11 protein-coding genes and 5 pseudogenes are annotated in these 19,940 nt (G+C 32.4%); 15 read left to right on the forward strand and 1 reads right to left on the reverse strand.

What is annotated here, in order from left to right; translation table 11 throughout:
- Positions 1-8: 8 nt before the first annotated feature.
- The gene (locus ACZZ95_RS19310) at positions 9-746 is read left to right on the forward strand and encodes a DUF3667 domain-containing protein (protein ID WP_463470272.1); all 738 of its coding nucleotides are present in this window, start codon (positions 9-11) and stop codon (positions 744-746) included.
- A gap of 80 nt (positions 747-826) precedes the next feature.
- On the opposite strand, the pseudogene ACZZ95_RS19315 reads toward ACZZ95_RS19310, so the two are convergent.
- Positions 827-4,043: pseudogene (locus ACZZ95_RS19315) on the reverse strand (cytochrome c biogenesis protein).
- Positions 4,044-4,376: 333 nt separating this feature from the next.
- Here ACZZ95_RS19315 and ACZZ95_RS19320 point away from each other — a divergent pair.
- From ACZZ95_RS19320 to ACZZ95_RS19385, 14 genes and pseudogenes are all read left to right on the forward strand, one after another.
- On the forward strand, positions 4,377-5,138 hold the full coding sequence (locus tag ACZZ95_RS19320) for a Rossmann-like and DUF2520 domain-containing protein (RefSeq protein ID WP_463470273.1): 762 nt from the start codon (positions 4,377-4,379) through the stop codon (positions 5,136-5,138).
- Positions 5,122-5,647 (forward strand): annotated as a pseudogene (locus ACZZ95_RS19325) (KdsC family phosphatase). The gene ACZZ95_RS19320 and the pseudogene ACZZ95_RS19325 overlap by 17 nt, the downstream one beginning before the upstream one ends.
- Before the next feature lie 113 nt (positions 5,648-5,760).
- Positions 5,761-6,647, forward strand: a pseudogene (locus tag ACZZ95_RS19330) (geranylgeranylglycerol-phosphate geranylgeranyltransferase).
- Positions 6,640-7,225, forward strand: a pseudogene (locus ACZZ95_RS19335) (Maf-like protein). The pseudogenes ACZZ95_RS19330 and ACZZ95_RS19335 overlap by 8 nt, the downstream one beginning before the upstream one ends.
- An 86-nt stretch (positions 7,226-7,311) precedes the next feature.
- On the forward strand, positions 7,312-7,767 hold the full coding sequence (locus ACZZ95_RS19340; RefSeq protein ID WP_463470274.1) for a mechanosensitive ion channel domain-containing protein: 456 nt from the start codon (positions 7,312-7,314) through the stop codon (positions 7,765-7,767).
- A gap of 292 nt (positions 7,768-8,059) precedes the next feature.
- Complete coding sequence (locus tag ACZZ95_RS19345) at positions 8,060-8,836, forward strand: AI-2E family transporter (RefSeq protein WP_463470275.1); 777 nt, start codon at positions 8,060-8,062, stop codon at positions 8,834-8,836.
- Between the two features lie 194 nt (positions 8,837-9,030).
- Positions 9,031-10,863, forward strand: coding sequence for a hypothetical protein (locus ACZZ95_RS19350; RefSeq protein WP_463470276.1), 1,833 nt, complete (start codon positions 9,031-9,033; stop codon positions 10,861-10,863).
- Positions 10,864-11,049: 186 nt separating this feature from the next.
- Complete coding sequence (locus ACZZ95_RS19355; protein ID WP_463470277.1) at positions 11,050-11,568, forward strand: hypothetical protein; 519 nt, start codon at positions 11,050-11,052, stop codon at positions 11,566-11,568.
- Between the two features lie 204 nt (positions 11,569-11,772).
- Positions 11,773-13,392, forward strand: coding sequence for an LVIVD repeat-containing protein (locus ACZZ95_RS19360; protein ID WP_463470278.1), 1,620 nt, complete (start codon positions 11,773-11,775; stop codon positions 13,390-13,392).
- Positions 13,393-13,571: 179 nt separating this feature from the next.
- Positions 13,572-16,103, forward strand: a complete 2,532-nt coding sequence (locus ACZZ95_RS19365; RefSeq protein WP_463470279.1) for a PIG-L family deacetylase — start codon at positions 13,572-13,574, stop codon at positions 16,101-16,103.
- A 113-nt stretch (positions 16,104-16,216) separates the two neighbouring features.
- Positions 16,217-17,939, forward strand: a pseudogene (locus ACZZ95_RS19370) (sodium:solute symporter family protein).
- A 16-nt stretch (positions 17,940-17,955) separates the two neighbouring features.
- Entirely contained in the window at positions 17,956-18,384 is a 429-nt protein-coding gene (locus ACZZ95_RS19375) for a hypothetical protein (RefSeq protein ID WP_463470280.1), read from the forward strand.
- Between the two features lie 275 nt (positions 18,385-18,659).
- On the forward strand, positions 18,660-19,262 hold the full coding sequence (locus tag ACZZ95_RS19380; RefSeq protein ID WP_463470281.1) for a hypothetical protein: 603 nt from the start codon (positions 18,660-18,662) through the stop codon (positions 19,260-19,262).
- 28 nt (positions 19,263-19,290) lie between these two features.
- Positions 19,291-19,917, forward strand: a complete 627-nt coding sequence (locus tag ACZZ95_RS19385) for an MCP four helix bundle domain-containing protein (protein ID WP_463470282.1) — start codon at positions 19,291-19,293, stop codon at positions 19,915-19,917.
- Positions 19,918-19,940: the final 23 nt, after the last annotated feature.

Here is a 19,940-nt window from a genome sequence, read left to right on the forward strand (position 1 = left end):
TAATTGTAATGGAAATTGTATGTAAAAATTGCCATCAGGTTTTTAATGGTCATTACTGTAATAACTGCGGTCAGCCCGCAGATACCCATAAAATAAATTCTCATTTTTTATGGCATGATATACAGCATGGTTTACTGCATTTTGATAAAGGGATCCTATATTCTTTAGGGCAATTATTTACAAGACCTGGAAATTCTATACGCGAATTTATTGAAGGCAAAAGAGTCAGGCATTTCAAACCGCTGTCTTTAGTTGTTCTTTTGGGTACACTTTATGGTTTTCTGTATCACTATTTTCATATCAATTATTTTATAAATGAACCACAAGATGATACGCTGGATTACAAAACTATAAATGAATGGACGGCAACACATTTTTCTTGGGTAACTATTGCTACAATACCTTTATATACTATCGGAACATTTATTGTTTTCCGAAATCAGGGATATAATTTTGTTGAGCTTTTTGTATTGAATACTTTTAAAGCATCACAAAGACTTTTTGTTCAAATAATAACTTTTCCTATATTATTTTATCTCAACAATACCAATCACTTACAGCAGTTCTCGTTTCTAACTTATTTGATTGGTATGATATTAATATTTTGGACAAACATTCAGTTTTTCAACAAACTATCCAAAACAAAAGCTTTCTTTTTATCTATATTAAGCCATATTATTTTTTTGATTTGTATTTTTTTCATTACAGGTATAATCTTGCTTCTTACGGGTAAATTTTCAGATTAAGTTGATATAGAAATTAAACAAAAAAAGGTTCAACGTTATGTCGAACCTTCTTCATCTGAATCAATAATTAATTTAATTATCTATTTTTTTACTTTTTTAGTTTTATAGTATTTTCTATATTTTGGATAAGTAACTGCTCCAATTACAGAAATTGAGATCAAACAATAATAAACCCAGCTTAATGAATGCGCCTCTCCGCTTGCGTAAGAGTGTAAACCAACTAAGTGGAAATTTACTCCATAATAAGTAAATAGAATTGAAACAAATGCAAACATCGTCATTAAGTTAAAAAACCATTTTCCTCTTAAAGCAGGAACAAAACGAGCGTGAATTACAAAAGCATAAATCATAATCGAGATTAGAGCCCAAGTTTCTTTTGGATCCCAGCCCCAGTAACGTCCCCAGCTTTCGTTTGCCCATTGTCCTCCTAAGAAGTTTCCAATAGTCAGCATGATCAAACCAATAGTTACAGCCATTTCGTTGATATAGGTAATCTCTTTTAAATTAAGTTCCATTTTGGCTTTATTTTTCTCAGTTGTAAAGAAAATCAATAGTAATGCAACAAAACCTAAAATAAACCCTAATGCAGTTGGACCATAACTACCTACAATAACTGCAACGTGAATCATTAACCAATACGAATTAAGAACTGGCTGTAAGTTTGCAATTTCAGGATCAATCCAGTTCATGTAAGCGGCCATTAAAATCATAGCAGTAACAAAAGCAGATGATGCCACTGTTAATTTTGATTTTCTGTCAAAAGCCAATCCGAAGAACATTGTTGACCAAGCTACATAAACGATTGCTTCATAAGCATTACTCCAAGGCGCGTGGCCAGAAATATACCAGCGTGCAATTAATCCTACGGTATGAACCGCAAATAGCAATCCAACCATAATATGGAATGCATTTATCGTAATACGAAGCCACTTTTTTCTCAAAGAAGATGTTTACAATAATAAAAATGAACATAAAGCTTGCTACCGTAATATACCAATACGGTAATTTTTGAAAAACGTCGTATTTGTTATAGGCAATCTCTGCATCAATTTTTTGTTCGCTTGGCCTTACTTTTCCTCCGAATTTCTTTTGAAAGCCATTGATACTTTCTACTAAATTATCGGCTGTGTCAAAGTTTTTGGCAATTGAACCATTGTTTAACGCACTAAAATATAAAGGCAGAATTTGATTTACATAAGTAGAATCCATTCCTTTAAAACCATTATTATTGCGCTCTAAATAAGAAACCCATTTGTGATTTGGATCATTTGGAACTGGAAATATTCTTAAAATACTACCACTTAAAGCAGACTCCATCAAGTTTACTTTTTTATCTGTTTCGATATAATCTTTCTCAAACTGATTTGGATTTGCGGCTTTATATGCGGCATCTAAATAAGGTGATAACTTGTAATTTCCCTGCTCATCAAAGAATTTTACAAATGGAGCATATTTATCTTTTGAATCAATACCGATTATTTTACGAATACTATCATTTCCAGATTTAATATAAATCAAAGGAATTTGAATCCAAACCTGAGCGTATTGTGTCATAGACAAGAATACCTGATCAGAATTCATTCCGTTGTATTTGTCGTCGTGGCTTACTTTACGAAGTAATTCAGAAGAAAATGTATTAATAGGTTTCATTCTTCCGCCCGCATCCTGAATAATCAAACGTCCAAATTTTCTTGCATGAGCTTCTGGCGCTTTATAGATATTTAGTAAAGAATCTAATTGTTTCTTGCTTGGCGGTGCAGTAACGTGATTAGCGTGATCATTTGGATCAGCGACATGATCGTGATCATGGTCATGAGAATGAACATGTGGTGATTGCTGTGCAAAACCACTCAAACTCAACATTAAAACTAAAATTGTAATTAGTTTTTCTTTCTTCTTTTTAACGCCGTCAAGTTTCTTTTTCAAGTCACCAAAACGAGAATGTTTGGTAAACATAATTGCCATTAAACCTATATAAAGCATAAAGTATCCAAAATAAGTTAAAGAAGTTCCCCAGAAATCATGGTTTACAGATAATACAGTTCCTTTTTCATCTGGATCAAATGAAGATTGAAAGAAACGGTATCCTTTATGATCTAAAACGTGATTCATAAAAATATCTGCATCAAAAGTTTCAGTAGAATCCTGAACTGTTACTTTACTTTTATACGAAGAATAACTTTTTTCTGTTCCAGGATATTTTTCAGCTATAAAATCGTTCAATTTTACTTTAAATGGTAAAATATAAGCTTTACTTCCGTAGAACAACGAATATTCAATATTGCCAATTTTTACAGTTTTAGCTTCTCCAACCTGACCTTTAGAACCCATCAACATCACTTCTTTTTCTTGTCCTTCTGCTTTAACTTTCACTACCAAAGCATCTGTATGAGATTTAGACTTATAATCATTATTTGATTCGTATTCTACTTTTCCTTTCATTGCAGGATCAGGGAATACGATACGGATATCACCGATACTATATAAAGAACGCATCATTAAAGGCTGTACATTATCTTTCGATACTTTTCCTTTAAATTGATCTGCCATTCGCATAAATTCACCTTCAAAAGGAGTTTGGATCGTATATTTTTCTCCAGTTGTATTGATGTTAATTGCTCCGTCAGTTGGTTTATTCAAAGCAAATAAAACATTATGAATGTTCTGAACTTCACCTTCTTTTAAGTAATGTTCTTCACGTCCGCCTGAACCAGCTTCAACTAATTTAAGATATAAAGTTCCGTTTGGATCTGGTTTAACCACTTCCTTCGCTCCCATTATATAATTAGAGTACGTTACTTCGAATGGAGTTTCGTCAAACTTTCCAGAAATATTGAAATCATTATTAGTAACAGGAGAAAATAAAAGACTTTTTTCAAAAACCCTTCTCTTCATTTCCCCTTTATATTCACCATCAACAAAAATGGTTAAAAAAGTTTTATCTGAATAAACCTGATTTTCTGCCGCGCCTTCGCGAATAGGCATCATTCCTTCATAACTAATATATCGTGTAATAAAAGCTCCTAAAAGAATAAAAATAAAAGACAAATGGAGTAATAAGGTCGCCCATTTTTCTTTTTTTAGCAATTGATAACGTTTAATGTTTCCGAAGAAATTGATCATAAAAACGAACATTATCGCCTCAAACCACCAAGTATTGTAAATAAGTATTCTGGCTGTATCGGTATTGTATTTACTTTCGATAAAAGTTCCAACACCCATTGCAATTGCGAATGTTAAAAAAAGAACGGCCATTAATCGTGTAGAAAACAAAAAAGAGAATATTTTTTTATCCATTTTTAAGGAATTACATTGTATAAAAGTGGCACAAAAGTACTTAAAAATGTTGATTTGAAGCAGGTGTATTTTGTTAATAAAAACCAAATATATAATACAAAAATTGATGAAATTCTCAAAAATATAGTTTTATACTTACAAAAATACCAATCAATAGTTTCTCTGGTTTTTTTATTTGCTATTTACTAAAAATACCAAAATAAGATTATTGTACTTTAGCTTTGATAATTACAAAACAGAACTTCAAATAAAAATTATTTGAAACGTTATAATCTGCGACAAAACTTTTCGTTACAAATTATCTTTATAAAAAATAATACTAATTTTGCTCTTATGATTCAGATAACAATAATCGGTTCCGGAAATGTTGCACAACATTTGATAAAAGCTTTTGGAGCAAGTAAAACTGTAGAAATTAAACAGGTTTTTTCGAGAAATAAAGAAGCTTTGCTTCACCTAGTTGATTACGAAAAGATTGTTACTGACTTGAATGAATTACAACCCGCTGACCTGCATATAATTGCAGTTTCAGATAATGCAATTTCTGAAGTTTCAAAACAGCTTCCCTTCAACAATCAATTTGTGGTACATACTTCTGGAACATCTTCAATCGATGTTTTAGATGAAAAAAATCGACGTGGTGTTTTCTATCCGCTTCAGACTTTTTCTAAGAATAAAAACGTTGATTATTCGATTATTCCATTTTGTCTGGAAGCAGAAAACACAGCCGACTTTAATCTTTTGGATACGGCGACTAAAAGTATCTCTACCGCTGTTTATTTGATAAACTCAGAACAGCGAAAAGCACTTCATGTTGCGGCTGTTTTTGTGAATAATTTCACCAATCATTTATACCAGATTGGAGAAGAAATCTGTGAAGAAAATCAAGTTCCTTTTGCTATTTTAAAACCTTTAATTCAGGAAACAGCAGATAAAATCAATACGCTTAATCCAGCTGATGCGCAGACAGGACCTGCTAAACGCAATGATACGGTTACAATCGATTCGCATTTGGCTTTTTTACAAAATGAAAACAAAAAAAATATCTATAAAATTCTAACACAATCTATACAGCATAATGGCAAAAAGTTATAAAGAAATAATGAATGACATCACAACCTTTGTTTTTGATGTAGACGGCGTACTTACAGACAGTTCTGTTTTTGTAACCAACGAAGGTGAAATGTTAAGAACAATGAATATTCGTGATGGTTTTGCAATGAAAGCGACAATTGAAAGCGGTTACCATGTATGCGTTATTTCTGGCGGCGAATGAAGGCGTTCGCATTCGACTTCAAAACTTAGGCATCAAAGACATTCATTTAGCAACTCCTGATAAAGTTAAAACTTTTGCGTCATATACTGATCTTTATGATATTAAACCTGAAAATGTGTTGTATATGGGAGATGATATTCCCGATTTTCATGTTATGAAATTAGTTGGACTTCCAACCTGCCCGCAAGATGCGAGTCCAGAAATTAAAAATATCTCCCGTTATATTTCGCATGTAAAGGGCGGACGCGACGCGGTAAGAGATGTAATAGAACAAGTTATGAAAGTACAAGGAAAATGGATGGAGTATTTTAATGGGAAACACGATTAAAGTTTTCAGTCGCAGTTTTCAGTAAATAAAAACCTCAGAACCTTAGAACCTTAGCCCCTCAGAACCTAAAAAAAATGAAATTTCTAAAACTTATTCGTTATAAAAACCTGTTGATGCTTGCTTTTATGCAGTTTCTCTTTCGTTATGCTTTTTAAAACAGCAGGACATTCCTTTGGCTTTGTCTGACTGGCAGTACGGATTATTAGTTTTAAGCACCGTTTTACTAGCAGCGGCGGGGTATGTTATTAATAATATTTATGATATTGCAACCGACAGCATCAATAAACCAAATGATGTTGTGGTTGGCAAAGGAATAAGCGAAACAGCGACCTACAACATTTATATTGGTTTAAATATTTCTGGTGTTGCTATTGGTTTTATTTTATCGAATATTATTTTGAGGCCTACATTTGCTTCACTTTTTATTCTTATTGCCTCGCTTTTATATTTTTACGCGACAACTTTAAAGCAAATCATGATTCTGGGCAATTTTGTAGTCGCTCTGCTTCTTGCTGTTAGTGTTTTAATTATTGGTGTTTTTGATCTTTTTCCCGCAACGAACGGTCAAAATCAAGCACAAATGGCTAGTTTATTTTCCATATTGACAGATTATGCTTTGTTTGCTTTCATGATTAATTTTATCCGTGAAATTGTTAAAGATATTGAAGATGTAAATGGAGATTATAATCAAGGAATGAATACTTTACCGATTGCTATTGGAATTAATAGAGTCGCAAAAATCGCTTTAGGATTTGCTGTTATTGCCTTTATATTATCTGCACTTTACTGCAATATTTATTTCATGGAAAATAAGCTTTATATAGCTGTTTTTTATTCTTTTGTTACGGTTTTAGCACCTCTATTATATTTTATCGTAAAAATATTCACTGCAAAATCTCAAAAAGATTTTCATCATTTGAGTACGATCTTAAAACTTATTTTGTTCTTCGGAATTTTATCAATCCTGGTTATTGCCTTAAATATCAAATACAATGCTTAAAGAAAAACTAAAAAAATACAAAATCATTTTAGCTTCTGGTTCTCCAAGAAGACAGCAGTTTTTAAGGATTTAGATCTTGATTTTGAAATTCGCTTAAAAGATGTCGAAGAAATTTATCCGCCAGAATTAAAAGTCTGCTGCAATCACCGATTATTTGGCAGAACTAAAAGCCAAAGCCTTTGATGGTGAACTAATCGAAAATGAGATTTTAGTGACCAGCGATACGATTGTATGGCATCAAAATAAAGCGCTGGGAAAACCGAAAAACGCCGAAGAAGCTTTTGAAATGATTAAATCGATGTCTAACACGACTCATGAAGTAATTACATCTGTGTGCTTTAAAACTAATGAAGGTTCTACCCTCGTTGCACGACATCACGAAAGTTACATTTAATGATTTATCAGACGAAGCTATTTTATACTACATCGAAAATTACAAACCTTATGATAAAGCTGGAGCATATGGTATTCAGGAATGGTTTGGTTTTATGGCAGTTGCAAAAGTAGAAGGTTCTTATACGAATGTTATGGGACTTCCGACAGCCAAAGTTTACGATTTTTTGAGTACTTTAGTGTAAAAAATAATTTATGTTTTCCGTTAAAGAGTACAGTACGCGAAATATTAGCCACCATAATTCTTATTCTTGTTCTTGTTGTTCTTAGAATGATTATTGCCAAATTAATCAAGCAATTTGCTTCTACAAGTCACTTGTTTGAACATCGAACCAATTTGGTAATCAAGTATATTAATATTCTAATGAATATATTGGTTACAACAAGTTTAATCGTCGTTTGGGGAGTTGAAACGCAGGATATATTTATTACTATTTCTTCTATTGCGACCGTAATTGGAGTTGCGATGTTTGCGCAATGGTCTATTTTAAGCAACATTACTTCGGGAATGATTTTATTCTTTTCCTTTCCGTTTAGAATTGGAGACACCATAAAAATACACGATAAAGATTTCCCGATTGAAGCGGAAATAGAAGATATAAACACCTTTCATGTAAGTTTAAAAACCAAAGAAGGCGAGAAAATTATTTTTCCAAACAATTTATTATTGCAAAAAGGAATTTCTATAATTCCGGCCAGATATGAGGAAAGAGAATTTTTTGATTAAAAAAATAATGGGAATTGTATAACGCCGAAAAGAAAAGCTGGAACAAAAAATAGCAGATAAAGTGTAATATTTGTTTTATAAATTCAGCTAAATCTTTACAAAATGACTCGGTCTATTACTTTACCTTTTTATGCAAAACTGTGCTTTATTCTTGTTACTTTAATTTGTTTTGCATTTATTTTTTGTACCGGAAAAGATATTTTTACACCAGTTTTACTGGCCTTTTTATTTGCCGTTTTATTACTGCCAATATTTACTTTTCTAAACACAAAATTTAAATTTCCCAGACACCTTGCGAGCAATAGTCTGCCTACTGATTTTCTTATCTTTTATTGTCGGAATTCTGGTTTTCATTTCCTATCAGGTTACCTATATGGCCAATGATTTTGATACGATAAAGAAAAACGCTAATTCTTTTATTATAGAAATACATAAATTTATTAGGGAAAACTTTCAGGTAAGTATCGGAGAACAAAAGAAATATATAGATACGGTTACTAAAGATTCCGTTAAAAATGGTCAGGCCACAATTGTTTCTTCCCTAATATCAATTAGCGATGTTCTTTTGGATAGTACGATTATCATTATTTATACGTTTCTATTTTTGATTTATAAAGAACATTTTAAACTGTTTTTAGCAAAGCTGATAAGCCCAAAAAATCATCCAGTTTTAAAAGATATCCTTTCGCAGATAAAAGTTTCTGTAAATAAATATATCGTAAGTTTAATTATTGAAATGATTGTCGTTTCCGTGCTAACCAGTATAGGTTTATGGATTATCGGCATTAAATATTTTATTTTATTGGGATTGATTACTGGTATTTTAAATCTGATTCCATATATCGGAATTTTAATCGCTGGAATTATTACCGTTTTGGCATCTTTAACCGGATCTGCAGATACATCGGTAATTTTAGGAATTCTGATTGTAAATATAATTGTTCAGTTTATTGATAATAATCTGCTTGTGCCTTTAATTATTAATTCTAAAGTAGAAATCAATGCATTTGTTTCCATCATGGGAATCATTGTCGGAGGCGCCATGCTGGAATTGCCGGAATGTTTTTAGCCATTCCCCTTCTAGCTATTCTAAAAATAATATTTGATAGAATTGAATCACTTGCTCCTTGGGGTTATTTAATGGGGAATCATGTGCTGCGGAAATTTAGATGGAGAACAAGAAAAACTGCCGTTGATAATTAAAAACATACTTTATCCAATATATTCTTAAACACTAAAAACTATTAGAAGAAAAATTACCGAATGTCTTTATACAAAAAAATATTAATTTTTATTTTTTTATGCTTTTGTTTACAAGGCGTAAATGCTCAGGTAGATAAAGCTCAAAAAGAGCCTAAACCTAAGAAAGACAGCACGGAGATTTATACTAAGATTCGAAATTATTCTAAGAAAAATAAGTTTACGCAGACGATGCATAAAATATTTTTCAGATCTAAAAAATCAAAGAAAAAAGAAGAACTTCTTGTAAAAATAGATTCCACAAATTACGAGGGAAAAATTATTCGTAAAATAAATATAATCACATTAGATCCTTTTGGATATTCTGTTGCCGACACTGCTCAAGCGCCAAAAAACTGGGGTGAAAGAACGGGAAACAAACTCCATTTAAAGACTAAAAAAATAGCGATTTATAATTTATTGCTTTTTAAAAGAAATTCTCCTTATAACACGTATAAAGTTTTAGAATCGGAGCGTTTGATACGTGCACAGCGTTATGTAACGGCTGTTCGTATTTCCAATCAGACAGTTGGACAGGCGTCGGATTCTGTTGATGTTACGATCCGTGTTTTGGATTCCTGGAGCACCATTCCGAGATTTTCTATTTCAAGTAATCAAGTGGCTGTTGGTTTTAAGGAAAAAGATTTTTTTGGTTCTGGACAGCAATTAGAATACCGTTTTACCAATCGTTTTGATGACGGCCGAAATGGTAACGAAGCCACTTACACGGTTCCAAATATTAAAAATACATACATCAGCACCATTCTTCATTATAAAATGGATTTGGATCGAAACTACATCAAAAGTATTGATGTAGAACGTGATTTCTATTCTCCTTTAACTAAATGGGCCGGCGGTGTTTATGTGGATGAATTTTATAGGAGAGACACATTACAAGCACCGGATCTCTCCTATGCCTATCAGCCAATAAAATATAAGTCGCAGGATCTATGGGTTGGACGCGCTTTTAATCTTTTTAAAGACAATCATGATGCCATAACCAACCTTATTACGACTGCAAGATTTTTAAACGTTAACTACACCGAATCGCCGACAGAACTTTATGATCCTGATAATTTTTATTCTAGTGAGAAATTTATTCTGAGCGGTATCGGATTAAATACACGAAAATTTATTCAAGACCGGTATATTTTTAGGAACGGGCAAACAGAAGACGTTGCGACGGGAAGAATTTATGGTTTAACTTTTGGCTATCAATACAAAAATACCTTTTGGAGGCCTTATGTTGGTGCGCAGTTTTCGTTTGGAAACTACTATCGGTTAGGTTTTTTGAGTATGAATTTTGAAGCGGGAACCTTCTTTCATCAATCTAAAACTTATCGAACGGCTTTTTTATTTGAATCGAATTATTTTACAAAGTTGTACAGTATTGGAAATTGGAAACTTAGACAATTCGTAAATCCGAAATTGGTAATTGGAATCAATCGTGATGATGTTATTGGCGATCAGCTTGATATAAATGAGCAAAATGGAATTGCAGGATATAGAACAGCATTGTTTGGAACAAGTAAAGCTGTTTTATCACTTCAAACTCAAACCTATTCACCGCATGCATTATGGGGTTTCCGTTTAAATCCTTTCTTCAATTATTCGATTGCGGTTTTAGGAAGTCCAGAAGCGACCATGACTAAAAGTAAGCCTTATTCTAAACTTACTATAGGTTTGTTGATTAGTAATGATTACTTGGTTTTCAGCTCCTTCCAGCTTTCACTTTCCTACTATCCAAGTATTCCGATGCAGGGAGATAATGTATTTAAAACAAATACTTTTGAAACTACTGACTACAAAATGCAAAGTTTCGAACTGGCAAAACCAAGAGTGGTCGATTATAAATAAATTTTATTTTTTTTTCTACAATCAAAAAACTCACAAAATATTTAATTACCAATATATTAGAAATAATACCCATTTAAATCTTCTCGTTGAAATGCTTTTTTATCCGACAAATTACATCTGATTTATTTTTTTGGCACAGTATGTGAATATCACAAAACAAGAGTAACAATTAAAAAATAAAATAAGATGAAAACGATAAAATTAGCAATCGCCGGATTATTTCTACTGGTTGCAAACGCCACGCAAGCCCAAGTATCGATTAACGTTAATATAGGAAATCCACCAGCATGGGGACCTGCAGGATACAGCGAAATGGAATACTATTATCTTCCAGATATTGAAGCCTATTATGACGTACGTGCCGCACAATTTATCTATTTCGGAAGAGGTAAATGGGTTAGAACAACTTACTTACCAAGACAATATAGAAATTATGATTTATATGGAGGTTACAAAGTAGTTCTAACAGATTATCATGGTAGAACACCTTATACTTACTTTGACCGTCATAAAGTAAAATATTATAGAGGATATCATGGAGCGTCGCAAAGACCATACAAACCAAGACCTGTTTATGGTTACAATGACCGCCGTAATGATCACAAACATTATGACAAACACGATAAACATCACAACAAACATGACAGACATGATAGACACGATGATCGTCATGACGACCGTGGACGTGGACCTGGAAGAAGATAATGCTAAATATCTAGCATTCAACACAAGAGAGTATCAAATAAAACGATACTCTCTTTTTTTTGATCATTTAACTTTGAAGTTTTGTTAATTTATTGTAATTTGAATATAAATCACTGAAAAACAAAGAGTTTTAAAAAATTAACCTTTGTTTAATGAGATTCTATTCTATATTTGCGGCGAATTTTAAAATCCAAAAAAGAATTTATGAAAAAGAATGTTTATTTACTTTCATTTTTAGCAATGTCACTATTAATAGGATGTGACAATAATGATGATAACAAAAACGACAACCAATCGTTGAATAACATTACCATTACTTCAGATCAGAATGCTTTGAGCCAAAGGCTTGATTATACCAATTCTGGAGTAATCTCTGTTGAAAACACTTCATTGACAGGGAAATCTGCTGAAAGTACGATTACAACTTTCCCTTTAGTTCAGATTGCTGAAGTAAAACCACCAGTTGACGCCAACGGAAAAACATTACAAGCAAGTCATGTTACTGTAAACGGGAACTATGCTTATGTTTCTTATATCACTAGAGGTGATGTATATTCTGGAGCAATCGACGTGATTGATGTTTCAGATCCATATAAACCAAAATTGGTTACATCTGCTTTAATTCCAAATACAGATATTACCTCTCTTACTTACGCTAACGGAAATTTAATTATTGGAGCGACAAAAGATATCGATAAAGATCCTTTGCTTGCTAATAATCCTGCGGTTCTTTTTAATATGCCTTTAAGTTCAGGACTTCTTACAGATAAAGTAACTACTAATTATTTAGAAAGCAGAGTAACAACAGACGTTGCCGCTAATTCTACAAATTATTTTGCTGTAACAGGAGACAACGGAAGTTTGTTTAAAATGAGTACTTCTACAAAAGCAATTACAGGCAAAGCTGCAATGGCAGATTTACGTTCGATTGCCTTAACTTCTGATAAAGTAGTAACTCTAAGCGGAACTAAAGGTGTTAATATTTACAATCAATCGACACTTGCTCTGCAAAAAAGCTTTACAACATCTACAGATATAAGCGGTGCAAAAAGAACAATGGATATCGACGGAACAAAACTTTTAGTTTCTGAAGGTCCAAACGGTCTTGGTGTTTACGATATCAACAGCGGTTCTAAATTACAAACTATTGGCATTACTGTCGCTGGCGAAGATAATGTTACTAATGCTGTTTCTGTAAACGATGGTTATGCATTTTTAGCAAATGGTGCGTTAGGTCTTAATGTTTACCAATCTGGAACACAACTTAGTTTGTTAGGTTCTGTGGGAATTGCGGGTTCTTCAAACTATGTAAAATCTAGCGGTAATTATATTTATGTTGCCAGCGGAACAGGCGGTTTGAAAATCATTAAAATGGAAAAACCAAATACTACATTTGCAAGTTGTTTATCTTATGGCTTATACAACCAAGGAAGAGATTTAATTTTAAATTCAAACGAAATTAAATCATACCAAGGAGCAACAGCAATTAATTCAGCTATTGTAAATTCTGGTGCTGTATTAACACATTGTGGTGCAATATCTGTTTTAAGTAATTTAACTTTAAACAGCGGTGGTACTTTTAATATGAGAGGAAGTTTGTCTCAAGGTAAATTTCTACAATCAACAGAACTTATCATAAACAACAATGCAGTATTGCAGGTTGAAGGTTCAGTTGTAATCTGGGGAGATTTAAGATTAAACAGTGGTGCTAAAATTAATTTCATTGGAAACGATTCTTCTATTACAATCTACGGAAAAGTTACAAAAGGAAGCAACGTTACTATTACAGGTACTTACAAAGACACAGAAAACAAATTGAAATAAACAATAGTTAAATTTCAAAACATATATTTTAAAAGCTGTCAGAACTAATCTGGCGGCTTTTTTTATTTTCGCTCCCCTTAATTAAGGTACAATTATTGTGCGTTAACATTTCATTTAAATAATCTTCCATAAAATAATTAGTATTTTTGGGACAATTTCAAAAACATCTCACTCTTACCATGCGAAAAATACAGATCCAGATCATTCTTCTATTTTTTATAGGTTTTCAAACTTCATTTGCACAACAGTCGCAAAAACTAAATTCGGTTGAAATTTATAATCAAATCAAAAAATTAAATTTTTTAGGTTCTGTTTTATATGTTGCGACGCATCCTGATGACGAAAATACCCGAATGATTTCGTATTTGGCAAATGATATGAATGCCAGAACTGGTTATTTATCATTAACACGTGGTGATGGAGGTCAAAACTTAATTGGACCTCAATTGCGCGAATTACTGGGAGTTATAAGAACGCAAGAATTAATTGAAGCTAGAAAAATTGACGGTGGTGAACAGTTTTTCTCCCGTGCAAATGATTTTGGTTTTTCCAAAAATCCAGATGAAACTTTAGATATTTGGGATAAAAACAAAGTACTAGCTGATGTAGTTTGGACAATCAGAAAATTTCAGCCGGATATTATCATCAATAGATTTGATCATCGTTCGCCAGGAACAACACACGGTCACCATACTTCTTCTGCAATGTTGAGCGTTGACAGTTTTAAATTGACAAACGATCCTAAAGTTTATCCAGAGCAATTGCAATATGTAAAACCTTGGCAGGTAAAAAGACAATTTTTTAATCCGTCTTGGTGGTTTTACGGAAGCCAGGAAAAATTTGACGCGACCAATAAGTCTAAATTCAGCAAGTTAGAAACTGGTGTTTATTACACTGGAATTGGAAAATCGAATCAGGAAATTGTCGCTTTAAGCAGAAGCCGTCATCAATCGCAAGGTTTTGGAAGTACGGGTGTTCGTGGAGAAGAAACCGAATATTTAGAACTGATAAATGGGGAAACTCCAAAAGAAAGAGATAATTTATTTGATGGAATTGACACAAGCTGGAACCGTGTAAAAAACGGAAAACCAGTTGGAGATTTAATTACATCAATTATTTCGAAATACGATTTCAGTAATCCATCTGCAAGTATTCCAGATTTAGTGAAAGCCTATTCAATGATTGAAGCTTTAGAGGATACGCATTGGAAAACCATTAAAGCTGCGGCTACAAAAAACATCATTGCCTCTTGTTCAGGCTTATATCTTGAAGCTGTTGCAAATGAACAAGAAGCAACTCCAGGGAGCACAATTAGACTTAGCCTTGAAGCTATCAACAGATGTTCTGTCGATATGCAATTGGCAAGTATAACCACATTGCCAGATAATAAAACTACAGTTCAAAACAGCGTTTTAAAAAATAATAACGATCAAAGAATCAATCTTTCGTTACAGCTTCCAAGCAATATCGAATATACACAGCCGTATTGGTTAAAGGAAAAAGCAACAGTTGGAATGTACACAGTTTCTAATCAAGAGAATATTGGGATTCCAGATATTATTAGAAATGTAAAAGTCGTTTTTAATGTAAAAATAAATGGTGTAGAAATTCCGTTTGAACGAACTGTTGTTTATAAATACAACGACGGTGTAAAAGGAGAAATGTATAATTTCCTTGATATCGTACCAGAAGTTACTACTTCAATTTTAGAAAAAGTATTGATTTTTAGAGATACTAAAACTAAAATGATTCCTGTAAAAGTACGTGCAGGAAAAGACGATGTAAAAGGAAATTTACAATTGGATTTACCAAAAAGCTGGAATGTTTCTCCAAAAGAGATTCCGTTTGCCTTAGACAAAAAAGGAAGCGAACAACTATTTTATTTTGAAGTTACGCCGCCAGTTAATCCAGAAGAAGTTACCGCAAAAAGTATTGCTGTTGTAGACAACAAGCGTTTTGATAAAGATCAGACCATTATAGATTTTAGTCATATTACAAAACAAATGGTTTTAAAACCAGCTGAATCAAAATGTATTAGAATCGATTTAAAAACTTCTGGAGACGCAATTGCTTACATTATGGGCGCTGGCGACGAAGTACCTGAAAGTTTAGCACAAATGGGTTACAAAGTTTCTATTCTAAAACCAGAAGAAATTACACCCGAAAAATTAGATTCTTTCAGCACAGTTATTACTGGAATTCGTGCGTACAATACCGTAAATGCTTTAGCAAACAAGCAAAGTATTCTTTTCAATTTCGTAAAAAGCGGTAAGAATATGATTGTACAATACAATACAAACGGAAAACTAGTAACCGATAAAATTGCGCCATATCCGTTAAAATTATCAAATGATCGTGTGACTGAAGAGAATGCAAAAATCACTTTTCTTGCACCGAATCACCCTGTTTTAAATACACCAAATAAAATAACAGCAAAAGATTTTGAAGGCTGGACACAAGAGCAAGGTTTGTATTATCCAAATGAATATGATCCTGCCTTTACTCCTATTATTTCGTCACATGACAAAGGTGAGTCTGCTAAAAATGGTGCTTTATTAGTGGCTCCATACGGAAAAGGATACTATATTTACACAGGTTTGAGTTTCTTCAGAGAATTACCTGAAGGTGTTTCTGGCGCTTATCGATTATTATCGAATATTATTTCGCTGAAACAACCAATTGAAGCTCCTAAAAAAGACATAAAGCAATAATTATGGAAGCGAAAAAAACAAAAAAATGGAAAAAAAGCTACACCTATGTTTTGGTCGCTAATGCAATTTACATTGCTATCTTTTTCTTAATCATGCAATTATACTCATAACCTATGCGGCTATTTGACTGGATCGTACTTATTGTAACATTATTATTTATTGTTGGATATGGCTCATGGAAAACCAAAGGCAGTAAAAATGTTGAAGATTTCATTTTAGGAAACAACGAAACACCTTGGTATACTGTTGGACTTTCTGTTATGGCAACACAAGCCAGCGCTATTACTTTCTTGTCTACTCCAGGACAAGCCTATCATGACGGAATGGGTTTTGTGCAGTTTTATTTTGGTCTGCCAATTGCCATGATTGTTATTTGTGTGACTTTTATTCCGCTTTACCATAAAAGCAAAGTTTTTACTGCTTACGAATTTTTAGAAAAAAGATTTGACGTTAAAACCCGTTCGCTTCGTTGCTATTTTATTTTTAGTACAAAGAGGTTTAGGAACTGGATTAACAATCTATGCACCCGCAATTATTTTGTCGGCGCTTTTAGGCTGGAACCTAACCTTGATGAATATCATGATTGGAGTTTTGGTAATTATTTATACTTTTTCCGGCGGAACAAAAGCGGTAAACGTTACTCAGAAACAGCAGATGTTTGTGATTATGTCTGGAATGTTTATTACTTTTTTCCTGATTCTGCATTATCTGCCAAATGATATGACTTTTACCAGTGCGCTTCATATTGCTGGAGCAAATGATAAAATGAATATTGTCGATTTCTCTTTTAATCCCGAAGAAAAATACACTTTTTGGAGCGGTATTACGGGAGGTTTCTTTCTGGCACTCGCCTATTTTGGTACAGACCAATCTCAGGTTGGGCGTTACTTATCAGGAAAATCAGTTCGTGAAAGTCAGATGGGATTAATTATGAACGGACTTTTAAAAGTTCCGATGCAGTTCTTTATTCTTTTGACAGGAGTTATGGTTTTTGTATTTTTTCAATTCAATCCTGTTCCATTAAACTTTAACCCAAATAATAAAATTGCTATTGAAAAATCGCCGTTTAAGGCAGAATACAGCGTTTTAGAAAAAAAATTAGAGAAACTTTCTGAAGACAAAAAAGTAATCAATTTGTTGTATATCGATCAGTTAAATCAAGATTATGACAATCCGATTTTGCGTAAAGAACTAGTTGCATTATCTAATAAAGAAAAAGATTTAAGAGATAAAGCGAAAGAAATTATTTCGAGAGCAGATAGTAATACTGAAACAAATGATAAAGATTACGTCTTTTTTCACTTCATTTTGCATTATCTACCAAAAGGTTTAATCGGATTGTTATTGGCCGTTATTCTTTCGGTTGCAATGTCGTCGACGGCTTCTGGACTTACCGCGCTCGCTTCGACAACGGCAATCGATATTTATAAACGAAATCTCAAAAGCGAAAAATCAGAAAAGCATTATTTGAATGCGACAAAATTCTTTACTCTTTTCTGGGGTGTTGTAGCCATACTTTTTGCCTGCGTTGGTACTTTGTTTGAAAACTTAATTCAGCTCGTAAATATTATTGGATCTATTTTCTACGGAACGGTTTTAGGAATATTTTTGGTTGGTTTTTACTTAAAAAGAGTTCAGGCAAAACCAATGTTTATAAGTGCCATTATAAGTCAATTGACGATTTTTGTAATCTATTATTTTATGATTTACACCCAGGAAAAACTAGGCTATTTATGGCTTAATTTTATTGGTGCAATTTTGACAATTGTATTAGCCTTATTACTGCAGTTTTTGTTTTTTAAAGGGAAAAACGATGAAGAAATGATTTTGGAATAATTTAAAAAAATCAACAATGACAAAGCAAGAATTCTTATTTCATTTAAATGGTGCTAGTTTTGTTGCCCTAAAATTTGCGGAGCGATTCGTTAAAGATAAGTTAGTAAATGATTTTAAATACAATGTAATTCTTACTGTAGGAAGTAATATTATTGGATCAAATAAATTTGAAATATATCCCGAAGATAATGATGTTATAAAACTTGACCTTACAGATATTGAGGTTGTTGAGTTATTATATAGAAATAACAAAATTCCAGTTTGGATTGATATAAATGTTTTAAAATCAAGTAGAAAAAGCACTACTTTTAATCTGTTGTGCTCAGGAAAATATACAGATGATAAAAATGAATATTATTACAATAAAAACGGTTCTGGTCCATTTGGAGTTAAAGGTCCAAATTTTCCAATAAATTATAAAGAAGGTAGAAAATTTCGATTGTAGGCCAATTTTATCAAATAAAAAAAACTTTTTCTTTTCTCCTACTGCCCTAGCCCTGATGGAAGCGTCATCCTTTTGTGCCGGTCCCGAAGCTTCGGGAGGCACAAAAGATACAGCGGACAGCAGGAAACAGCTCCTAAAAAGTATACTTCGCCATTACATAAGTTAGAATAAAATAATTCTTCTAAATTGTAAGTAAAAAGTACTATTTTAGTTCTTCTAAATTAATCCTCAAAGGATTAACCAAAAACAATCTTAATCCTAAGCCAAAATTGTAAATGAAAATTTCAGACGATTTAGAAAAATTGCTTCCTTTCGGTTATCTTTTCCTGATTTTGATGGGAATATTGAAGGACAGTATTTATTATTATCAATTTGGAATAAATATTTTAAGATACTCCACGATAATGGATGTTTTAATTAGTCCGATTGCAGAGTTTACTTCTAATCCCATAATTTTAATTGCCATAATTTTACTGTTTGTATTACACTTTCATCTGCCTTCATTTTTAGATAAAAAGAAAGATATACGTTTTGTACAAAAGGCTTTTGAATTAAAACCCACAGATCAATTATCAGCCGAAGAAACAAAAAGCTATTACAACGGCATTGCGATAAAATCTCTAATACTTTTCTTATTATCGTTTTTTCTTGGCTACGGATTTGCGGGCGGTTATTTCAACAAGAAAAAATTACATAATAATACATTAGAATATGATTATAAAATCGATTTTAATGAAGGCGAATCTAAAGACGTTTTTATTTTAGGAAATAACAGCCTTTATTACTTTTATTTAGTAAAAGGAGATAAAACGGTAAAAATTACTCCGTTGGCCTCTATAAAAAATATAGACTTGACTAAAAATAAAATGATTCCCTAAGTAATTTTAATTTTCAACAACCATCATTATGAAAGATTTAAAAAAATACAGCAATAAAACCAAAGTCGCTTTTATTCTATTACTAGTGATCTTGCTAATTTTATTAGGCAATTTTAATACACTGCGAAATTCTAAAAACGTAAATGATAATATCAATGCGATTTATAAAGACCGACTCGTGGTTGCACATTATATTTTTCAGTATTCGAAACAGCTTCATTTTATAAAAGCCGAAGCCGAAAAACTAAATCTAAGTGATAATATCAAAAAAAACGAAATTATTCATACGCTGGATATCATTCACGGAATTGACGATTTGTATGCTAAAACCGTTTTGACAAATAAAGAAAAACAGCATTTTGACGTTTTTTTAAGTTCCTGCAAAGAAATTAATAAACAGGTCGAAAATAAAAATTGGGGGAAAATTGCTAGTTCCAGCACACAAGCTTTAAAAACATTAGAATCTCTGTCGCAAATTCAAATTGAAGAAGGAAAATCTAAACTTGTCGCTGCTAATGCGATGTACAACAAAAACAACAGTCTGGGGCAATTGCAAATTGCTCTTCTCATAATATTAGGTGGTATAACTTTTTATCTTTTGATTAAGAAAATAAAGAAAACGATTAAAATTCCGGAACCGCCAAGTTTGAATTAACTTTTTCTAAATTCCAACAAAGA

The sequence above is a fragment of the Flavobacterium sp. AC267 genome (assembly GCF_979258715.1).

Excerpts from the sequence above, each read along its gene's own strand:
- ACZZ95_RS19310 (WP_463470272.1), top strand. The coding sequence starts at position 9 with ATGGAAATTGTATGTAAAAATTGCCATCAGGTTTTTAATGGTCATTAC.
- ACZZ95_RS19320 (WP_463470273.1), top strand. The coding sequence starts at position 4,377 with ATGATTCAGATAACAATAATCGGTTCCGGAAATGTTGCACAACATTTG.
- ACZZ95_RS19340 (WP_463470274.1), top strand. The coding sequence starts at position 7,312 with ATGATTATTGCCAAATTAATCAAGCAATTTGCTTCTACAAGTCACTTG.
- ACZZ95_RS19350 (WP_463470276.1), top strand. The coding sequence starts at position 9,031 with ATGTCTTTATACAAAAAAATATTAATTTTTATTTTTTTATGCTTTTGT.
- ACZZ95_RS19355 (WP_463470277.1), top strand. The coding sequence starts at position 11,050 with ATGAAAACGATAAAATTAGCAATCGCCGGATTATTTCTACTGGTTGCA.
- ACZZ95_RS19360 (WP_463470278.1), top strand. The coding sequence starts at position 11,773 with ATGAAAAAGAATGTTTATTTACTTTCATTTTTAGCAATGTCACTATTA.
- ACZZ95_RS19365 (WP_463470279.1), top strand. The coding sequence starts at position 13,572 with ATGCGAAAAATACAGATCCAGATCATTCTTCTATTTTTTATAGGTTTT.
- ACZZ95_RS19375 (WP_463470280.1), top strand. The coding sequence starts at position 17,956 with ATGACAAAGCAAGAATTCTTATTTCATTTAAATGGTGCTAGTTTTGTT.
- ACZZ95_RS19380 (WP_463470281.1), top strand. The coding sequence starts at position 18,660 with ATGAAAATTTCAGACGATTTAGAAAAATTGCTTCCTTTCGGTTATCTT.
- ACZZ95_RS19385 (WP_463470282.1), top strand. The coding sequence starts at position 19,291 with ATGAAAGATTTAAAAAAATACAGCAATAAAACCAAAGTCGCTTTTATT.